The organism is Streptomyces tagetis (genome assembly GCF_018069565.1).
In the GTDB taxonomy this organism is placed as follows: Bacteria; Actinomycetota; Actinomycetes; order Streptomycetales; family Streptomycetaceae; genus Streptomyces; species Streptomyces tagetis.
This window is the reverse complement of sequence record NZ_JAGPNL010000004.1, coordinates 65,282-84,158: the sequence shown is the minus strand read 5'-3', so window position 1 is coordinate 84,158 and position 18,877 is coordinate 65,282. Positions and strand designations below refer to the sequence as shown.

The following is an 18,877-nucleotide window of genomic DNA, read 5'->3' as shown; positions in this document are numbered from 1 at the left end:
CCGGCCGCGCCCGCCCCTACAGCCGCCGCGCCTTGAGGGCCATGTGCAGGAGCAGGCGGTCCTCGCCGTCGTCCAGGTCCAGGCCGGTGAGCTGCTCGACCCGGGAGAGCCGGTAGTACAGCGTCTGCCGGTGGATGCCCAGCTCCGCCGCCGTACGGCCCGCCTGGCCGGCCCGGTCCAGATAGACCTCGGCGGTCCGGGCCAGCTCCCGGTGGACGGGGAAGAGCAGCGCCCGTACCGCGGGGTCCGGGGCCGCCCCCGGCGACAGCGCCGTCAGCAGCCGGAACGGGCCGATCGACGCCCACTCGGCGACCGGGCCGAGCCGCGGCTCCGCCGCCGCCGCGCGCGCCGCCGCCGACGCCTCGCCCCACGCCGCCGCCAGCTCCGCCAGCCCGGTCCGCGGCGCGGCCACCCCGGCCACCGCCTCGCCCGCGGCCCCGGCGCCCGCCGTGCCCCGCGCCCGCTCCAGCAGCTTCCCCGCCGCCGACACCGCCGGGGCCGGCACCTGAGCCGACCGCAGCCGCACCAGCAGCGCCAGCGAGCGGCCCGCCGCGCCCGACGCCAGTGTGCACAGCGCCGCCGCGCCCGGCACCGTCCGTACCGACGGGGCGTCGTCCGGGCCCGCCGAGGGCCACGGAGCCACGCACACCACCGCGTGCGGGCCGTCCGCGCGGGCGCCGAGGGCGCTGCGCAGCTCGGCCACGGCCATCTCCCGCTGCCACTCCCGCTCGGCGGTCAGCACCGCCCGCAGCTCCCGGCTGAGGTCGGCGCCGTGCCGCGCCTCGTCGGCGAGGAGCGCGCCGATCCGTCCGGTGACCTCCATGGCCGCGGCGAGCTGCGCCTCGGTCGGCCCCGGGTCGGTGTCCAGCAGCCAGACGTAGCCGAGGACCACCCCGCCGTGGCGCACCGGCAGACAGGTCCGGCCCCGGTAGACGCCCGCCTCGGGGGTCGGCGGGATGCGGACCGGACCGGTGGCCCGGGTGATGCCGAACCCCTCGAACCAGGCGCGGACGGCGTCGGTCGAGCGCCGGGTGAGGATCGAGCGGGTGCGCACCGGGTCCAGCGCCGACGGGTCGAGGTCGCCCTCGCTGTCGTAGGCACCGAAGGCGATCAGCTCGAAGTCGCGGCTCTCCAGCGTCGCCGGTGCCCCCAGCAGCTCCGAGATCTCGTCGACCAGCTCCTGGTAGTCACCCGTGGAATCCGACGTCACCCGGGCATTCTCCCCTATTCGGCCCCGCGCTTCATACATCTGTCTGAGATCCGCGGCACGGATGCGTGACAGGTGTCGATGGCCGAGGATCGAGACGGTCCCTAGATTTCACGGTGGTTCTCCGTGCCGTTCCCCGAAGCCTCGGGCCGCGGCCATGTGTTGTGTGTCAGTTGGAGGTGCCCCGTGCTGGGTCCCGTGATTCTCGCCGCGTCGCGCAGCGACCGCATGCGCCGCCTGGTCTCGGCCGCGCCCGTGACCAAGCCGGTCGTCGACCGCTTCATCCCCGGCGAGAACGTCGGCCAGGTGCTCCCGGTCATCGAGGAGCTGGCCGGACGGGGCCTGGAGCTGACGATGGACGTCGTCGGCGAGGACATCACCAGCCCGGCGCAGGCCGAGGCGGCCCGCGACGCCTACCTGGAGCTGATCGACCGGCTGAAGCCGCTCGGCCTCGGCGCCCGCGCCGAGATGTCCGTGAAGCTGTCGATGTTCGGCCAGGCGCTCGACGGGGGCCACGAGCTGGCCCTGAGGAACGTCCGCCCGGTCGTCGAGGCCGCCGCCGAGATCGGCACCACGGTCACCCTCGACGCCGAGGACCACACCACCCTCGACTCGATGTTCGCCATCCACGAGGAGCTGCGCAGGGACGTCCCGCAGACGGGCTGCGTCATCCAGGCGTACCTCTTCCGCACCGAGGCCGACGCGCGTCGGCTCGCCGCGAGCGGCAGTCGCGTACGGTTGGTGAAGGGCGCCTACAAGGAGCCCGCCGAGGTCGCCTACCAGCAGAAGCACGAGATCGACAAGGCGTACGTACGCATCCTGCGCACCCTGATGGAGGGCGAGGGGTACCCGATGATCGGGTCCCACGATCCCCGCCTGATCTCCATCGGCCAGGAGATGGCCCGGCTCGCCGGGCGCAAGCTCGACGAGTACGAGTTCCAGATGCTGTACGGCATCCGTGGCGACGAGCAGCGGCGGCTGGCCGACGAGGGCCACCGCGTACGCGTCTACACCGCCTACGGCACCGACTGGTACGGCTACTTCATGCGCCGTCTGGCGGAGAAGCCCGCGAACCTGCGCTTCTTCGTCCGGTCGATGGTCACCAAGGGCTGAGCCCGCACCACCGCTCGACACCCGCTCAAGTCAAGGAGTCCCGGAACCCATGGACGCTGTGACCCAGGTCCCCACCCCCGTCAACGAGCCGGTGCACGGCTACGCCCCCGGCTCGCCCGAGCGCGCCCGGCTGGAGGCCAGGCTCAAGGAGCTGGCCGACAACCCCGTCGAGCTGCCCTGCACCATCGGCGGCGAGAAGCGGATGGGCGGCGGCGAGCGCTTCGACGTGGTGCAGCCGCACAACCACAAGGCCCGCCTGGGCACCTACGCCAACGCCACCCGGCAGGACGCCCAGGACGCGGTCGACGCCGCCCTGGCCGCCGCCCCCGCCTGGCGCGCGATGTCCTTCGACGACCGCGCGGCGATCATCCTGCGCGCCGCCGAACTGCTGGCCGGCCCCTGGCGCGAGACCATCGCCGCCTCCACCATGCTCGGCCAGTCCAAGACCGCGCAGCAGGCCGAGATCGACAGCCCCTGCGAGCTGGTCGACTTCTGGCGCTTCAACGTCCACTACGCCCGCGGCATCCTGGCCGAGCAGCCCCCGGCCAACTCGCCCGGCGTGTGGAACCGCCTGGACCACCGCCCGCTGGAGGGCTTCGTCTACGCGATCACGCCCTTCAACTTCACGGCGATCGCGGCCAACCTGCCCACCGCCCCGGCCCTGATGGGCAACGTGGTGGTCTGGAAGCCGTCCCCGACGCAGACCCACGCCGCCGTGCTCCTGATGGAGCTGCTGGAGGAGGCCGGGCTGCCCAAGGGCGTCATCAACCTGGTCACCGGCGACGGCATCGAGGTCTCCGAGGTCACCCTCCACCACCGCGACCTGGCCGGCATCCACTTCACCGGCTCGACCAAGACCTTCCAGCACCTGTGGAAGACGGTCGGCAACAACATCGAGAAGTACCGCGCCTACCCGCGCCTGGTCGGCGAGACCGGCGGCAAGGACTTCCTGGTCGCCCACCCGAGCGCCGACCGCGCGGTGCTGAAGACCGCCCTGACCCGCGGTGCCTTCGAGTACCAGGGCCAGAAGTGCAGCGCCACCTCGCGCGCGTACATCCCGGCGTCGATCTGGAACGACGGCTTCAAGGAGGAGTTCGCCGCCGAGGTCGACTACCTCACCATGGGCGACGTCACCGACCTGGCCAACTTCATGGGCGCCGTCATCGACGAGCGTTCCTTCGCCAAGAACAAGGCCGCGATCGACCGCGCCAAGCAGGACCCGGCCTGCACGATCGTCGCCGGCGGCGGCTACGACGACTCGGTGGGCTACTTCGTCCGCCCGACCGTCATCGAGTGCTCCGACCCGGACAACGAGGTCTTCACCACCGAGTACTTCGGCCCGATCCTCGCCGTGCACGTCTACGAGGACGAGCGCTACGACGAGATGCTGACCCAGATGGAGTCGGCCTCCGACTACGCGCTGACCGGCTCGGTCGTCTCCGCCGACCGCGCGGCGACCGCGTACACGATGGAGAAGCTGCGCTTCGCGGCCGGCAACTTCTACATCAACGACAAGTCGACCGGCGCCGTCGTCGGCCAGCAGCCCTTCGGCGGTGGCCGCGCCTCGGGCACCAACGACAAGGCCGGCGCCCCGCAGAACCTGATGCGCTGGACGCTGACCCGCGCCATCAAGGAGACGCTGGTCGCGCCGACCGACTACACCTACCCGCACATGGGCTGAGCACGGCCATCGCCGACGGGCCGGGCCCCCCTCTCCGGGGACCCGGCCCGTCGGCTTTCCCGCGGCGGGCCGGGGGCCGGAGTCAGGGGCTCCGGGCCGTATCGGACGGCCATACGGCTCGGGAACTGTTCTTCGACTGACGGCACGGTGCGGTGCTCGAAGGTATCGGCGCAGGTCAGAGCGGTGTGAGGGGGGTCACCGTCTCAGATAGTAGGAAGTCCGAGTAATGATGCAGACAGACGCCCCTCGCTCCCTTAGCTTGGAATGAGCCGAACGTCTCGCCCGATCGGGCGAGGGCGGTCGTGAGCCGGGCCCCGTGCAGGCAATCCCTGCGGCCTCGTGCTCCCCGCCCCTTTCCGGTGTCTCGTCAACCGCTGTCTGTGCCAGCTCTGGCGCTCCCGTGCGCCGAAGGAGTCGATCCCCATGGCCGAGACCACCGTCCGCCGCCGCGTCCGCCACACCTCCCGTACCGCCGACTCGGACCGCAAGAACGCCGCCGCCGCCCTCCAGCGCGCCCTCGACCGCCGTGACAACGGCGGCGCGACCGGCCACTGAGGCCCCGCGCCGCCGGTCCCGCCGACGCGGTGTCCGCATCGCGGACGCCGCATGTCATCCCGTGGGACGAGCGGTAGGGTGCAGCCCATGTCGGCAAGCTCTCGCATCCTCAATCTCGCAGTGATCCCCGGTGACGGCATCGGCCAGGAGGTCGTGGCCGAGGGGCTCAAGGTCCTCTCCGCCGCCCTCCCGCAGGATGTGAAGCTGGAGACCAAGGAGTACGACTTCGGCGCCCGGCGCTACCACGCCACCGGTGAGACCCTCACCGACGCCGACCTCGACGCCCTCAAGGCCCACGACGCCATCCTGCTCGGCGCCATCGGCGACCCCTCGGTCCCCTCCGGCGTGCTGGAGCGCGGCTTCCTGCTGAAGCTCCGCTTCGCCTTCGACCACCACGTCAACCTGCGCCCGAGCAAGCTCCTGCCCGGCGTCGCCACCCCGCTCGCCGGCCAGCCCGAGATCGACTTCGTCGTCGTCCGCGAGGGCACCGAGGGCCCCTACACGGGCAACGGCGGCACCATCCGCCAGGGCACCGAGCACGAGGTCGCCACCGAGGTCTCCGTCAACACGGCCTTCGGTGTCGAGCGCGTCGTCCGCGACGCCTTCGCCCGCGCCCAGGCCCGGCCCCGCAAGAAGCTGACGCTGGTCCACAAGAACAACGTGCTGACCTTCGCCGGCCACCTGTGGACGAACACCTTCGAGAAGGTGGCCGCCGAGTTCCCCGAGGTCACCACCGACTACCTGCACGTCGACGCCGCGACCATCTTCCTGGTCACCCAGCCCGAGCGCTTCGACGTCATCGTCACCGACAACCTCTTCGGTGACATCATCACCGACCTCGCCGCGGCCGTCTCCGGCGGCATCGGCGTCGCCGCGAGCGGGAACATCAACCCGGCCCGCACCTTCCCGTCCATGTTCGAGCCCGTCCACGGCTCGGCCCCGGACATCGCCGGTCAGGGCAAGGCCGACCCCACGGCCACCGTCCTGTCCGTCGCCCTCCTGCTGCGCCACCTCGGCCACGAGGCCGAGGCGACCCGCATCGAGGACGCCGTCGCCGCCGACCTCGGCGAGCGCGTCGGCCGCCCCGAGCGCAGCACCTCCGAGATCGGCGACGCGCTCGCCGTACGGGTAGCCGGCTGACCCGCGCCGCTCGACACCCACCTCTCGAAGCCGCCGGGTCCGCCACAAGGCACCCGGCGGCTTTCGCCTGTCCCCGCCGGGTGCGACCATCGACCCCTGGGCCGCATTCACCCCGTTTCCTCCGGCGCCGCCCCGCGCGATAATCGAACGCGGAGTAGTCGCCGCACGAGGGAATGCTCGGACGTCCTACCACCGGCCGCCGCCGGTACGGGCGTGAACCGCGGCCCGTCACGACAACCGGTGAAGGACAACATCCATGACGACGCCCACGATCGAGCTCAAGCCCTCCGCCAACCCGCTCTCCGCCGCCGAGCGGGAGGCGATCCTGGCCAGCCCCGGGTTCGGCCGCCACTTCACCGACCACATGGTGACCGTCCGGTGGACCGAGGGCCGGGGCTGGCACGACGGCCGGCTCGTCCCGTACGCGCCGCTCTCCCTCGACCCGGCCACCATGGTCCTGCACTACGCGCAGGAGATCTTCGAGGGCCTGAAGGCGTACCGCCGCCCCGACGGCTCGGTGGCCACCTTCCGCCCGGAGAAGAACGCCCAGCGCTTCCAGGCGTCCGCCCGCCGGCTCGGCATGCCCGAACTGCCGGTGGAGACCTTCGTCGAGGCGTGCGACGCGCTGGTCCGCCAGGACCAGGGCTGGGTCCCGGCGCACGGCGGCGAGGAATCCCTCTACCTGCGCCCGTTCATGATCGCCACCGAGGTCGGCCTCGGCGTCAAGCCGGCCAACGAGTACCTCTTCCTGGTCATCGCCTCCCCGGCCGGCGCCTACTTCCCCGGCGGGGTGAAGCCGGTCTCCATCTGGGTCTCCGAGGACCGCGTCCGCGCCGTCCCCGGCGGCATGGGCGACGCCAAGACCGGCGGCAACTACGCCGCCTCCCTGCTCGCCCAGGCCGAAGCCGCCGCCAAGGGCTGCGACCAGGTCTGCTACCTCGACGCGGTCGAGCACCGCTGGGTCGAGGAGCTGGGCGGCATGAACCTGTACTTCGTCTACGGCGACCGGATCGTCACCCCCTCCCTCACCGGCTCCATCCTGGAGGGCGTCACCCGCGACTCCCTGCTGACCGTCGCCCGTGACCTCGGCTACCAGGCGGAAGAGGGCCGGATCTCGGTCGAGCAGTGGCAGCGCGACGCGGAGAACGGCACCCTGACCGAGGTCTTCGCCTGCGGCACCGCGGCCGTGATCACCCCGGTCGGCACCGTCAAGCGGGCCGGCGCCGAGTGGCAGCAGGGCGGCGGTGAGCCCGGCGAGGTCACCCGGCGACTGCGCCGGAGCCTGCTCGACATCCAGCGCGGCACCGCCCCGGACACCCACGGCTGGATGCACACGCTGGCCTGATCGCCCCGGCCCGACCCCTGTCCGCCCGCCGGTGCCACTCCGGCGGGCGGAGGGCCGGTCCGTACCGGGGTGGTGGAGCGCCCGGACCGGCCGGGCACTCCGGTCACCCGGGCCCCGTCCGCGCCCGCCCGCCCCCGTGCCCGCATTTTGAGACGGCGGTGAGACGGCGGGCGGATTGTGCCAAACTGCCCTCGTGCTCTCGTTCGCCATGATTATTGGCAGCAGGCGCGCCGGTCCGCAGTGACCGTCTCGTACGACCAGGTACGGGCGGACACCGTCGTCCTCGACCCGCGCGCAGACCTCTCGCACCCGCGAGAGGTTTTTCGTTTTCCCGGCCCACCTCAAGCCGGGAGGGGAGCGCGAGGGATCATAGGGACGGTGGAACCGGTCATTCCGGTAGACCGAGATCCAACACAGGAGCCTGAGACATGACCGCATCCAACGAGCTCGACGACTCGTTCCACGTCTTCGACACCACCCTGCGCGACGGCGCGCAGCGGGAGGGCATCAACCTCACCGTCGCGGACAAGCTGGCCATCGCACGGCACCTGGACGATTTCGGCGTCGGATTCATCGAGGGCGGCTGGCCGGGCGCCAACCCCCGGGACACCGAGTTCTTCGCCCGCGCCCAGCAGGAGATCGACTTCCGGCACGCGCGGCTCGTCGCCTTCGGCGCCACCCGCCGGGCCGGCGGGACCGCCTCCGAGGACCCGCAGGTCAAGGCGCTCCTGGCGTCCGGCGCCCAGGTCATCACCCTGGTCGCCAAGTCTCACGACCGGCACGTCGAGCTGGCCCTGCGCACCACCCTCGACGAGAACCTGGAGATGGTCCGCGACACCGTCGCCTTCCTGACCTCACAGGGCCGCCGGGTCTTCGTCGACTGCGAGCACTTCTTCGACGGCTACCGCGCCAACCCCGAGTACGCCAAGGCCGTCGTCCGCACCGCCTCCGAGGCCGGCGCCGACGTGGTCATCCTCTGCGACACCAACGGCGGCATGCTCCCCGCGCAGATCCAGGCCGTCGTCGCCACCGTCCTCGCCGACACCGGCGCCCGGCTCGGCGTCCACGCCCAGGACGACACCGGCTGCGCCGTGGCCAACACCCTGGCCGCCGTCGACGCGGGCGCCACCCACGTCCAGTGCACCGCCAACGGCTACGGCGAGCGCGTCGGCAACGCCAACCTGTTCCCGGTGGTCGCCGCCCTGGAGCTGAAGTACGGCAGGAAGGTCCTCCCGGAGGGCCGGCTGCGCGAGATGACCCGCATCTCGCACGCCATCGCCGAGGTGGTCAACCTCGCCCCCTCCACCCACCAGCCCTACGTCGGCCTCTCCGCCTTCGCGCACAAGGCCGGACTCCACGCCTCCGCCATCAAGGTCGACCCCGACCTGTACCAGCACATCGACCCCGAAGAGGTCGGCAACACCATGCGGATGCTGGTCTCCGACATGGCCGGCCGCGCCTCGATCGAGCTGAAGGGCAAGGAACTCGGCATCGACCTCGGCGGCGACCGCGAGCTGGTCGGCCGGGTCGTCGAGCGCGTCAAGGAACGCGAACTCCAGGGCTACACCTACGAGGCCGCCGACGCCTCCTTCGAACTGCTGCTGCGCGCCGAGGTCGAGGGCGGCCCGCTGAAGTACTTCGACGTGGAGTCCTGGCGCGCGATCGCCGAGGACCGCCCCGACGGCACCCACGCCAACGAGGCCACGGTGAAGCTCTGGGCCAAGGGGGAGCGGATCGTCGCCACCGCCGAGGGCAACGGCCCGGTCAACGCGCTGGACCGCGCGCTGCGGGTGGCGCTGGAGAAGATCTACCCCGAGCTGGCCAAGCTGGGCCTGGTGGACTACAAGGTCCGCATCCTGGAGGGCAAGCACGGCACCCACTCCACGACCCGGGTGCTCATCTCCACGGCCGACGGGACGGGGGAGTGGTCCACGGTCGGCGTCGCCGACAACGTCATCGCCGCCTCCTGGCAGGCCCTGGAGGACGCCTACACCTACGGCCTGCTCCGCGCCGGGGTCGCGCCGGCCCGCTGAGCGCCGCCCCGCTCCCTCCCCTGCGCCGGGCCCCGCCGGAGTCTCGGCGCAGGGGAAATTCGGGTACGTTCGAACGTATGAAGGGCGCCCGTACGCAATTCCTCGTACGCCTGCTGATCGTGCCCGTCGTCGCCGCCCTCGCGGTGCTGACGGCCGGCACGCCCGGAGCGCAGGCGGTCACCGACACCCCGACCATCGCCCAGGCCCTGCGTGATCGCCCCGTCTACGTCGACCCGGACGCCTCGCACCTGCTCTCCAAGGCCGACGCCGACGCGCTCTCCGACAAGATCAAGGACGCCGACAAACCGGTGCTCGTCGTGGTGCTCCCGGCCGGCTACCCCACGCAGGACCTCTTCCAGCACCTGCGCACGCAGGCCGGGCTCACCGGCCTGTACGGCATCCGGCTCGGCGACCGCTTCGACGCGCGCGCCGACGGCAGTGTGCTCAGCCGGCAGGGCGTCTCCAACCTGGTCGGCTCGGTGCGGGGCACGGCCGATCCCAAGGCCCAGCTCAACGACTTCGTGGACGCGGCGCTGCGCAGCGTGCACGGCTCGGCGCCCTCGACGTGGGCCTCCGGCGGCTCGGTGTCGACGACCACCCTGCTCACCGCGGGGGCGGTCGTGGTGGTGGCCGGCGCGGGCGGCTACGCCCTGGTGCGCCGCAGCCGGCGCCGCCGCGAGGAGGAGCAGCGGGCGGCGCTGGAGCGGCTGCGGGTGGTGGTCGACGAGGACATCACGGCGTTCGGCGAGGAGCTGGACCGCCTCGACTTCCACCCCTCCGAGCCCGGCGCCGACGACGCGATGCGCGCCGACTACGAACGGGCGCTGGACGCCTACGAGCAGGCGAAGACGGCCATGGCCGACGCCCGGCGGCCGGAGGACGTGCGTCCGGTGACCGAGTCGCTGGAGGACGGCCGCTTCGCGCTGGCGCAGCTCGCCGCCCGCCGGGAGGGCCGGCCGCTGCCCGAGCGTCGCCCGCCCTGTTTCTTCGACCCGCGCCACGGCCCCTCGGTCGTCGACGCGGCCTGGACGCCGCCGGGCGGCGCCACCCGCGAGGTGCCGGTCTGCGCCGCGGACCAGGCCCGGCTCGCCGACGGCCTGGACCCGATGGTCCGCGAGGTCGACACCGAGCTGGGCCGCCGCCCGTACTGGGACGCGGGCCCGGCGTACGGCCCCTGGGCCGGCGGCTACTTCGGCGGGGGCATCCTGCCCGGACTGCTGGTCGGCACGGTGCTCGGCGGCATGATGGCCGGTCCGTCCTACGCGGCCGGGTACGGCGGCGGGTACGGCGACTTCGGCGGCCACCAGGGCGGCGACGTCTCGGGCGCGGACTTCGACCCCGGCGATTTCGGGGGCGGCTTCGGCGGCGGGGACGGCGGCGGGGGCGGAGATTTCGGCGGCGGAGGGGACTTCGGCGGCGGCTTCTGAGCCGGGCGGACCGGGGCGGGCGGGCCCCGAGAGGCCGACCGCGAGAGGCCGACCGCGAGAGGCGGGCCCCGAAAGCGGGCCGTCCGGAGGCGGCAGGACATGCGGAGGCGGCAGGACATGCGGAGGCGGGGCCGGCGCGGTGTGCGCCGGCCCCGCCGTCCGTGCGGCAGCGGGCCTCAGCCCTGCTTGATCGCGGAGATGTCGAAGTTCAGCTTGATCTTGTCGGAGACCAGCACGCCACCCGTCTCCAGGGCCGCGTTCCAGGTCACGCCCCACTCGGAGCGCAGGATCTCGGTCTTGCCCTCGAAGCCGACGCGCTCGTTGCCGAAGGGGTCGGTGGCCGCGCCGTTGAACTCCAGGTCGATGGTGACCGGCTTGGTGGTGCCGAGGATGGTGAGGTCACCGGTGATGCGGTAGTCGTCGCCGCCCAGGGCCTCCGCCTTGGTCGAGCGGAAGGTCATCTGGGGGAACTCCTCCGTCTTGAAGAAGTCCGCGCTCTTGAGGTGGCCGTCGCGGTCCGCCGAGCCGGTGTCGATGCTCTCCATCGTGATGTCCAGGGCGGCGGTGGAGCGGGAGGGGTCGGCACCGTCCAGGTGGAGGGTCCCGCTGAACTCGTTGAACTTGCCCTTGACGTTGGTGACCATCGCGTGCCGGGCGACGAAGCCGAGCGTGGTGTGGGCCGGGTCGATGGTGTACTCGCCGGTCAGAGCGGCCAGGTCGGGGTTGACCGGGGCGGCGGAGTCGGCGGAGTCGGCGGACTTGCTGCGGTTGAAGATGCCCATGACGTGCTCCTGAAGGGGACGGGGACGTGACGCCGTGCGGCGTACGACCGATGAAGTTGAATGTTCAATCAGTTCAACGCTCTCGACTGTAGACGCATTCCGTTCAATATTCAACGTTATGGCGGTCGCCCCGGATGTGTCCACGCGCCACGCGGCAGGATGGCCGAAGACCGCCCGTCCGCCGATGCCGGACGCGCGGGCGTCACTCGGGAGGAGGTACGGGCCGCGGGCGATGTGAGGCGGCTCTCCACCGGAGTGATTTGTGTGACCCCTACAAGCCCGGGACCCTCCCGGCAGTCGAAAAGGCTGCCGTGGACCGGGGTTCTGTTCAGGGGCGCCAGGAAAACGCCACGGAGACTGTACGGAGTCGACGGGCCGGTTTCCTTGGTGTGCTCCGTAAGGTCGCTACATGACCGTTTTGGATGAGGCGCCGGGCGAGCCGACGGACGCGCGCGGGCGAGTGGCCGAGCTGCACGACATCCGTGCGCAGGCCGTGGCCGGGCCGGGTGAGAAGGCGACGGCGGCGCAGCACGCCAAGGGCAAGCTGACGGCGCGTGAGCGGATCGAGCTGTTGCTGGACCCGGGTTCCTTCCAGGAGGTCGAGCAGCTCCGCCGGCACCGGGCGAGTGGTTTCGGTCTGGAGGCGAAGCGGCCGTACACGGACGGTGTGGTCACCGGCTGGGGCACGGTCGAGGGCCGGACGGTCTTCGTCTACGCGCACGATTTCCGGATCTTCGGCGGGGCGCTGGGCGAGGCCCACGCCACCAAGATCCACAAGATCATGGACATGGCCATCGCGGCGGGGGCTCCGCTGGTCTCGCTGAACGACGGTGCGGGCGCCCGTATCCAGGAGGGTGTCTCGGCGCTCGCCGGGTACGGCGGCATCTTCCAGCGCAACACCAGGGCGTCCGGTGTCATCCCGCAGATCAGCGTGATGCTCGGCCCGTGCGCGGGCGGCGCGGCCTACAGTCCGGCGCTGACGGACTTCGTCTTCATGGTCCGCGAGACCTCGCAGATGTTCATCACCGGTCCGGACGTGGTCAAGGCCGTCACCGGCGAGGAGATCACCCAGAACGGCCTGGGCGGCGCCGACGTGCACGCCGAGACCAGCGGCGTGTGCCACTTCGCCTACGACGACGAGGAGACGTGCATCGCCGAGGTGCGCTACCTCCTCTCCCTGCTGCCGCAGAACAACCGGGAGAACCCGCCGCGCACCGAGTGCGCCGACCCGGCGGACCGCCGCGGCGACGCCCTCCTGGACCTGGTCCCGGTCGACGGCAACCGCCCGTACGACATGACCAAGGTCATCGAGGAGATCGTCGACGACGGCGAGTACCTGGAGGTCCACGAGCGCTGGGCGCGCAACATCATCTGCGCCCTGGCCCGCCTGGACGGACAGGTCGTCGGCATCGTGGCCAACCAGCCGCAGGCCCTCGCCGGTGTGCTGGACATCGAGGCGAGCGAGAAGGCGGCGCGCTTCGTCCAGATGTGCGACGCGTTCAACATCCCGATCGTCACGCTGCTGGACGTCCCCGGCTTCCTGCCCGGCGTCGACCAGGAACACGGCGGCATCATCCGCCACGGCGCCAAGCTCCTCTACGCGTACTGCAACGCCACCGTCCCGCGGATCTCGCTCATCCTGCGCAAGGCGTACGGCGGCGCCTACATCGTCATGGACAGCCAGTCCATCGGCGCCGACCTCACCTACGCCTGGCCCACCAACGAGATCGCCGTGATGGGCGCCGAGGGCGCCGCCAACGTCATCTTCCGCCGCCAGATCGCGGGTGCCGAGGACCCCGAGGCCATGCGGGCCCGCATGGTCAAGGAGTACAAGGCCGAGCTGATGCACCCGTACTACGCGGCCGAGCGCGGCCTCGTCGACGACGTCATCGACCCCGCCGAGACCCGCGAGGTCCTGGTCAGGTCCCTGGCGATGCTCCAGACCAAGCACGCCGACCTGCCGTCCCGCAAGCACGGCAACCCGCCCCAGTAACCCGGCGGACACCCCGCGGACCCCTCACCCAGAAAGACTCACACCATGAGCACTGCCGACATCCGCGTCGAGAAGGGCCACGCCGAGCCCGAGGAGGTCGCCGCCATCACGGCCCTCCTGCTGGCCCGCGCCGCCGCCCGCCCCGCCGAGATCGCCCCCGGCCACCACGGTCGGGTCCGGGCCGGCTGGCGCCGCCTGGAGCGCGAGCCCGGCTTCCGCGCCCCGCACAGTTGGCGCTGAGCGCCCGCGTACGCCTCGCACGGCCGTAGGGGCCCCACCCGTCACGGGTGGGGCCCCTACGGCGTTCCCGGGGGCGGAGGGAGGCGAGGAGAACGACTTGGGGGGTGCCTCTCCGCAGAGAGAGGCACCCCCCAAGTCGTTCCGCGCGGTCCCGTTACCGCAGCCGCGCCATGAGCGCGTGCTCCACCAGGGTGATCAGCGTCGACTTGGCGTCGGCACGGTGCCGGGCGTCCGTCGTCATGATCGGGGTGTCCGGACCGATCTGGAGGGCCTCGCGCACCTCGTCCGGGTTGTACGGCTGCTGGCCGTCGAAGCCGTTGAGCGCGATGACGAACGGCAGACCGGAGTTCTCGAAGTAGTCGACGGCCGGGAAGCAGTCGGCGAGCCTCCTCGTGTCGACCAGGACCACGGCGCCGATGGCGCCGCGGACCAGGTCGTCCCACATGAACCAGAAGCGGTCCTGGCCCGGGGTGCCGAAGAGGTACAGGATCAGGTCCTGGTCGAGCGTGATGCGGCCGAAGTCCATGGCGACCGTGGTGGTCGTCTTGTCCCCCGTGTGGGTGAGGTCGTCGATGCCCGCCGAAGCGGAAGTCATCACGGCCTCTGTGCGCAGCGGGTTGATCTCCGAGACGGCGCCGACGAACGTGGTTTTGCCCACGCCGAAGCCGCCCGCCACCACGATCTTCGCGGAGGTGGTGGAGCGGGAAGGACCGCCGCTAGAGCTTGCGAAGTCCACTGAGCACCCTTTCGAGCAGTGTCACGTCTGGCTGGCCGCCGGCGTTCTCGTCGCCGCCGGGCTGATGAATGGCGACCAGTCCCGCCTCCGCCAAGTCGGCGACGAGGATTCTGGCCACGCCGAGGGGAATCGTGAGCAGGGCCGAGATCTCGGCCACCGACTTGATCTCCCGGCAGAGGTTGCAGATGCGCTGATGCTCGGGCAGTTGGCCCTGCATCTGGTGCGGCTGCGCGGTGGTGTGCACCAGCGCCTCGATGGCGAGCTGGTACCGCGGCCTGGTGCGTCCGCCCGTCATGGCGTACGGGCGCACCAGGGGGTTGTGGGCCGCCGCGGGCGCCGGCTCGGGGGCACGGCGCTGCGGCTGCACCGGCTGGATGCGCGGCGCGTGCGGCTGGTCGTACGGCGAAGGGCCGGGGCCCTGTGGCGCGTACGGCTGCCGGTGGTCCGGGGGGGAGGGGAAGTCGTACGGGCTCGCCGAACCGTCTCCCTGGCCCTGGGCAGGGCCGTAGGACCAGTTGCCCGACGCAGGACCGCCTGGGGGTGTTGCCACTGTCTCCTCCTCCGACTGTGCCTGGCGCCCATCGCTGTGGAGCCGCGTCCCGAAACCTTACGGCCCCGGGACGCCAATACGCACCGTCCGTCCTTCAGTTGAGAAGGCTCCCCTGGAGTTCCGCGCGCAGGTCCGGTGTCAGGACCGTACCGGCGCGGTCGACCAGAAGGGCCATCTCGTACCCGATGAGGCCGATGTCCGCCTCCGGGTGGGCGAGAACCGCGAGCGACGAACCGTCGGAAATGGACATGATGAAGAGGAATCCCCGCTCCATCTCCACAACCGTCTGGTTCACGCTGCCGCCCTCGAAGATGCGCGAGGCACCGGCGGTCAGCGAGGTCAGACCGGAGGCGACAGCCGCGAGCTGGTCGGCCCGGTCGCGCGGGAAACCTTCGGACATCGCCAGAAGGAGTCCGTCGGCGGAGACCACCACCGTGTGGGACACCCCCGGGGTGTTGTCCACGAAGTTGGTGATCAACCAGTTCAGGTTCTGTGCCGCCTGGCTCATCGGGCTCACACTAACGCTCCTGGTCGTAGGTGCTGTCAGGACCACGGTGTTCATTCCTTGTGTCCTGGCCGTTCGTTTCACTGCCCGCGTTGCGGCGGCCCCGTTGGACACCGCGCCGCAGGTTGCTCAGCCTGCCCCGGACGTCCTCCGGGGCGCGGGAGACCTGGGGGCCTCCCTGGGGGGTGGTCTGGGCGGCTCCCTCGACCAGGTTGGCCTTGGGGACCCGCCGCGGCAGGCCGGAGGAGGTGACCCCGCCCGCCTTCGGCTTGCGAAGCTGTGAAGCCTGCTGCCAGCGCTCGTCGTTGGCCGAGCGCCAGTCGTCGCCTGCCCCGGGCGGGCCGGCCGGTTCCGCCTGGCCCGCGTGCCGTGCCTCCTGGCCCGCGTGCCGTGCCTCGCCGGTGCCGCTCGCGGCGGAACCGCGGCGGGGAAGCCCCGCGTCGGTCAGCTCGTGGGCCGCGGAGGCGGCCGGTCCCGGACGGTCGAAGCCTACGCGGTCCGCCTTGTTCGCGTCAGCGACCTCGGTGGATTCCGCTTCCGGTGCACCCGCAGGGTACTGGCTCGGATAGCCGTTCTGGTAGCCGTCCTGCTGGGGCCAGTCGTCCTGGTGACGCTGGTGTCCGAAGGCCGCGTAGTCGTCCGGGCCGCCGGCGGCGGGGGACTGGTGCGCGTCCTGGCCGGACTCCGCATACGGCGTCTCGGGGTAGCCGTCGGGGGACGAGAAGCCGTCGTTCTGGGGCAGGCCGCCGTTGGGCGCGTAGTACTGCTCGTCGTACGCCGGCTGCTGGGGCTCCTCGTACGCCGTCTGCTGGGGTTCGGCGTACGTCTGCTGGTCGTAGCCGCCCTGCTGCTCGGGGTAGGCGCTCTGGCCGGTGAACGGGTCCTGGTAGCCGGTCGTCTCGCCGCCCCCGGGGCCGGGCCGGCCGTCGTCGGGGTGGGCCTGGGACTCCAGGGCCGCGCGGCGCTCCCCGCGCATCAGCGAGCGGCCGACCGGGTCGAGGTCGCGGAGGTCGTCGGGGACCTCGGTGTAGCGGCTGTCGTCGAAGCCGAGTTCGGCCGCGGTGCGCATCGGCTGGGCGAAGTTCTCACCCGGGATGTGCTGGTCGGGCATGATCTGCGAGACGGTGAACTCGTCGCGCTGGGCCTGCTGTTCGCCGCCGCCACCGTGGGTGATGGCATCCGGCAGCATGACCAGCGAGGTGGTGCCCGCCTGCTCGCCCGAGGGGCGGAGCTGGACCCGCACGCCGTGCCGGTCGGCGAGCCGGCCGACCACGAACAGGCCCATGCGCTGCGAGATCGCGGCGTCCACCGTCGGCGGGTTGGCCAGCTTGTGGTTGATGTCCGCGAAGTCCTCGGCGGTCAGGCCGATGCCCTTGTCGTGGATCTCGATCATCACGCGGCCGTCGGGCAGCCGGGTCGCGGTGACGCGGACCTTGGTCTGCGGGGAGGAGAAGGTGGTGGCGTTCTCCAGCAGCTCGGCGAGGAGGTGCACGAGGTCGGTCACGGCACGGCCGTGGATCTCGGCCTCCGGCACGCCGGACAGCTCGACGCGCTCGTACTGCTCCACCTCGGAGGCGGCGGCGCGGAGCACGTCGACCAGCGGGACCGGCTGGTCCCAGCGGCGGCCGGGCTCCTCGCCGGCGAGGACGAGGAGGTTCTCGCCGTTGCGGCGCATGCGGGTGGCCAGGTGGTCCAGGCGGAAGAGGTTCTCCAACTGGTCCGGGTCGGCCTCGTTGTTCTCCAGGTCGGTGATGAGGGTGAGCTGGCCCTCGATCAGCGACTGGTTGCGCCGCGACAGGTTGGTGAAGATCGCGTTGATGTTGCCGCGGAGCAGGGCCTGCTCGGAGGCGAGCCGGACGGCCTCGCGGTGCACCTGGTCGAAGGCGCGGGCGACTTCGCCGATCTCGTCGGTCGAGGTGATCGGGATCGGCGCCACCCGGGTGTCGACCCGGCCGGGGTCGGTACGGGAGAGCTGGTCGACCAGCATCGGCAGGCGCTGCTCGGCGATGCCGAAGGCGGCGTTGCGCAGACGGCGCATGGCGCGGCTCATCTGGCGGGCCACCATGCCGGCCAGGATGAAGGCGGCGAGCAGGGCGATGACGACCGCGGCACCGGTGATGAAGGCGTCGCGCCGGGCGTCGTCGGCGATGCTGGACGCCTCGGCCACCGCCCGGTCGGCCATGTCCGACTCCAGCGCGCGGTAGGCGTCGTACTTGAGGGTGTTGACCGCCCACCAGTTGTCCGGGGTGATGCCCTGCTGGGCGAGGGCCGCGCGGGCGGCGGGGTCGGTGGTGTCCAGCCGGGCCAGCTCCGAGACCATCGTGGTCGGGTTGGCGGGCGGCGGCACGTAGTCGGGGTCGGCCTCCTTGGCCTCCTTGGCCAGGGCGGCGCCGTCCTCCTTGAGCTTCTTCTCGGCGTCCTGGAGCTTCTTGGCGTCCTCCTCGGTACCGCCGCCGATGTACTCCTCGATGGCGATGCCCTCCAGGTAGGCGTAGGAGGAGAGGGCGACGCGCTGGCTGGCCAGGTGACCCGGGTCCGGACCCGGCTTGACCAGCATGTGCATGCCGATCGAGCGTTCCAGCGAGAGGGCGGCCTTGGTCAGGGAGATCGCGTAGACGGCGCGGCCGTAGGAGGTGATGTTGCCGGTGCCCAGGCCGAGTTCGTTGGCGAACTCCATCAGCGGGTGGGCGATGCCGACGTACCCCTCCTCCGTCTCCACACCCTTCAGCTTGGGGGTGTAGGCGGCGGCGCGCAGCGCGGAGAGCTTGGGCTCCTGCTCGCGGAAGAGCTTGAGCCGGCGCTGGAGGCCGGGCTTGTCCGGCATGCTCTGGGCGGCCTCGTCGAAGCCGTCGGCCGCCCTGTCGGTGGCCTGGCGGGCCTTGGCCACGGAGCTGTCGTTCTGGCCCTTGCCCTGGAGCAGCGGGGCGGCGCTGACGTCGCGCTCGTAGTAGAGGGCGTCGGCGTAGCTGAGGGACGCCTGCACGAGGCGGGCGGTGTTCTTCGCGTCCTCGGCGTCCTGCCAGGTGTCGATCGAGCCCTTGACCTGGAAGCCGCCCATGACGAGGCCGACCAGCACGGGTATGAGCAGGATCGCGTTGAGGCGGGTCGCCACATGCCAGTTGCGCGGGGTGAGACGGCCTCCGCTGGGTGCGGGCGGCGCCACGGGTTCGGGCTCGGACGCGGGGGCGGACGCCGCTGTGCGCGGCGGGGTGAAGTTGCCCCGGGCCGATGGCTCGGGACTGCTCTTGCTTCGCCTCACTCGACCAACAACCTCTCGGCGGTCGGCACCTGTGTCGTGCCGCAGTGTCTCAGAGCCCAGTCCGTCATCAGTACGTGCTACTGGTGAGTACGTCTTTGACCATCGGGCAGTTCTGGCATTCCAGCACGACGACCAGCGCTCTTCCAAACAGCGGAACGAGACGATTTCACGTGAGGTAAACCGCAGATAAATCGGTCATAAAGAGCGAGGGACGGCAAAAGACGGGGCCGGTGTGAGCGCAGCGGCACCGGTCGACCGCGACGCGTGTCGGTACCACTCGATTCCTCTGCCGAAACGTTATGAACAGCGGA

15 protein-coding genes are annotated in these 18,877 nt (G+C 71.6%); 9 read left to right on the top strand and 6 right to left on the bottom strand.

Features of this window, described 5'->3' with window-relative positions; genetic code table 11:
• Positions 1 to 16: 16 nt before the first annotated feature.
• Positions 17 to 1,249: a PucR family transcriptional regulator gene (locus J5Y05_RS16120; RefSeq protein WP_210872954.1), complete on the bottom strand. Its 1,233-nt coding sequence runs from the start codon at positions 1,247 to 1,249 to the stop codon at positions 17 to 19.
• Positions 1,250 to 1,393: 144 nt separating this feature from the next.
• Between J5Y05_RS16120 and J5Y05_RS16115 the strand changes: the two genes are divergently transcribed.
• The 7 genes from J5Y05_RS16115 (at position 1,394) to J5Y05_RS16090 (ending at position 10,501) form a co-directional block, all read left to right on the top strand.
• Positions 1,394 to 2,320 carry a proline dehydrogenase family protein gene (locus J5Y05_RS16115; RefSeq protein ID WP_210872952.1) on the top strand — a complete coding sequence of 309 codons (927 nt, stop codon included), beginning with the start codon at positions 1,394 to 1,396 and terminating at the stop codon, positions 2,318 to 2,320.
• Positions 2,321 to 2,369: 49 nt separating this feature from the next.
• Entirely contained in the window at positions 2,370 to 4,001 is a 1,632-nt protein-coding gene (gene pruA / locus J5Y05_RS16110; RefSeq protein ID WP_210872950.1) for an L-glutamate gamma-semialdehyde dehydrogenase, read from the top strand.
• A 423-nt stretch (positions 4,002 to 4,424) separates the two neighbouring features.
• Positions 4,425 to 4,556, top strand: a complete 132-nt coding sequence (locus tag J5Y05_RS32270) for a hypothetical protein (RefSeq protein WP_281730749.1) — start codon at positions 4,425 to 4,427, stop codon at positions 4,554 to 4,556.
• 87 nt (positions 4,557 to 4,643) lie between these two features.
• The gene (locus tag J5Y05_RS16105; protein ID WP_210872948.1) at positions 4,644 to 5,696 is read left to right on the top strand and encodes a 3-isopropylmalate dehydrogenase; all 1,053 of its coding nucleotides are present in this window, start codon (positions 4,644 to 4,646) and stop codon (positions 5,694 to 5,696) included.
• A gap of 256 nt (positions 5,697 to 5,952) precedes the next feature.
• A complete protein-coding gene (locus tag J5Y05_RS16100) occupies positions 5,953 to 7,041 on the top strand; it encodes a branched-chain amino acid aminotransferase (RefSeq protein ID WP_210872947.1) in 1,089 nt (362 codons plus the stop codon).
• A gap of 428 nt (positions 7,042 to 7,469) precedes the next feature.
• Positions 7,470 to 9,074 carry a citramalate synthase gene (gene cimA, locus J5Y05_RS16095; protein ID WP_210872945.1) on the top strand — a complete coding sequence of 535 codons (1,605 nt, stop codon included), beginning with the start codon at positions 7,470 to 7,472 and terminating at the stop codon, positions 9,072 to 9,074.
• A gap of 77 nt (positions 9,075 to 9,151) precedes the next feature.
• The gene (locus J5Y05_RS16090; RefSeq protein WP_210872943.1) at positions 9,152 to 10,501 is read left to right on the top strand and encodes a hypothetical protein; all 1,350 of its coding nucleotides are present in this window, start codon (positions 9,152 to 9,154) and stop codon (positions 10,499 to 10,501) included.
• 176 nt (positions 10,502 to 10,677) lie between these two features.
• Here J5Y05_RS16090 and J5Y05_RS16085 read toward each other — a convergent pair whose 3' ends face one another.
• Positions 10,678 to 11,283, bottom strand: a complete 606-nt coding sequence (locus J5Y05_RS16085; protein ID WP_210872941.1) for a YceI family protein — start codon at positions 11,281 to 11,283, stop codon at positions 10,678 to 10,680.
• 409 nt (positions 11,284 to 11,692) lie between these two features.
• On the opposite strand from J5Y05_RS16085, the gene J5Y05_RS16080 reads away from it, so the two are divergent.
• Both J5Y05_RS16080 and J5Y05_RS16075 read left to right on the top strand, forming a co-directional pair.
• The gene (locus tag J5Y05_RS16080) at positions 11,693 to 13,276 is read left to right on the top strand and encodes an acyl-CoA carboxylase subunit beta (RefSeq protein WP_210872939.1); all 1,584 of its coding nucleotides are present in this window, start codon (positions 11,693 to 11,695) and stop codon (positions 13,274 to 13,276) included.
• A 45-nt stretch (positions 13,277 to 13,321) separates the two neighbouring features.
• Positions 13,322 to 13,516, top strand: a complete 195-nt coding sequence (locus J5Y05_RS16075) for an acyl-CoA carboxylase epsilon subunit (protein ID WP_210872937.1) — start codon at positions 13,322 to 13,324, stop codon at positions 13,514 to 13,516.
• 154 nt (positions 13,517 to 13,670) lie between these two features.
• On the opposite strand, the gene J5Y05_RS16070 is transcribed toward J5Y05_RS16075, so the two are convergent.
• The 4 genes from J5Y05_RS16070 to J5Y05_RS16055 all read right to left on the bottom strand — a co-directional run bounded on the left by J5Y05_RS16070 (position 13,671) and on the right by J5Y05_RS16055 (position 18,566).
• Complete coding sequence (locus tag J5Y05_RS16070) at positions 13,671 to 14,252, bottom strand: GTP-binding protein (protein ID WP_210872935.1); 582 nt, start codon at positions 14,250 to 14,252, stop codon at positions 13,671 to 13,673.
• Positions 14,233 to 14,802, bottom strand: coding sequence for a DUF742 domain-containing protein (locus tag J5Y05_RS16065; protein WP_210872934.1), 570 nt, complete (start codon positions 14,800 to 14,802; stop codon positions 14,233 to 14,235). The genes J5Y05_RS16070 and J5Y05_RS16065 overlap by 20 nt, the downstream gene beginning before the upstream one ends.
• Positions 14,803 to 14,896: 94 nt before the next feature.
• Positions 14,897 to 15,310 carry a roadblock/LC7 domain-containing protein gene (locus J5Y05_RS16060; RefSeq protein WP_004983065.1) on the bottom strand — a complete coding sequence of 138 codons (414 nt, stop codon included), beginning with the start codon at positions 15,308 to 15,310 and terminating at the stop codon, positions 14,897 to 14,899.
• Between the two features lie 10 nt (positions 15,311 to 15,320).
• On the bottom strand, positions 15,321 to 18,566 hold the full coding sequence (locus tag J5Y05_RS16055; protein ID WP_210872932.1) for a sensor histidine kinase: 3,246 nt from the start codon (positions 18,564 to 18,566) through the stop codon (positions 15,321 to 15,323).
• Positions 18,567 to 18,877: the final 311 nt, after the last annotated feature.